The sequence below is a fragment of the Mesorhizobium sp. WSM4844 genome, assembly GCF_055811775.1.
Genome location: NZ_JBVVQB010000205.1, coordinates 1 through 381 on the forward strand (window position 1 = coordinate 1; position 381 = coordinate 381).

1 protein-coding gene is annotated in these 381 nt (G+C 63.5%); it reads right to left on the reverse strand.

All coding sequences use genetic code 11. The annotated features are described in order from the left end of the window. A partial coding sequence (locus AC0L2A_RS36445) for an AMP-binding protein (protein ID WP_473613019.1) occupies positions 1 to 359 on the reverse strand: 359 nt, incomplete at its 3' end. Positions 360 to 381: the final 22 nt, after the last annotated feature.

Here is a 381-nt window from a genome sequence, read left to right on the forward strand (position 1 = left end):
ACGTAAGCGGCAGCCTCGGCGCTCAATGCCAGGCCAGGATCGGCACTAGACCCTGCTCCGGTCATGAGCGGCTCAATCGCCAGAACAGGGATCGTCACCTCAAGCAGATCATCATCGTCACTCTCGCTAAACACCAGGCGCGCAGCACAATCGGCCATCAGCCACTCTTGTCGCGCAGATGGAAGAGCGCGATCGATCGGCACATACACTCCGCCCGCCTTCAGGATCGCCAGCTGCGCCACCACGAGGGCGACGGAGCGGTCCAGCACTGTCGCAATGTGATCCCCCGGCTTGACCCCAAGGGCGATCAGGTGATGCGCCAGCCGGTTGGCCCGCGCGTTGAGCTCGCCATAGCTCAACCGCTCGTCCTCATGGACCACC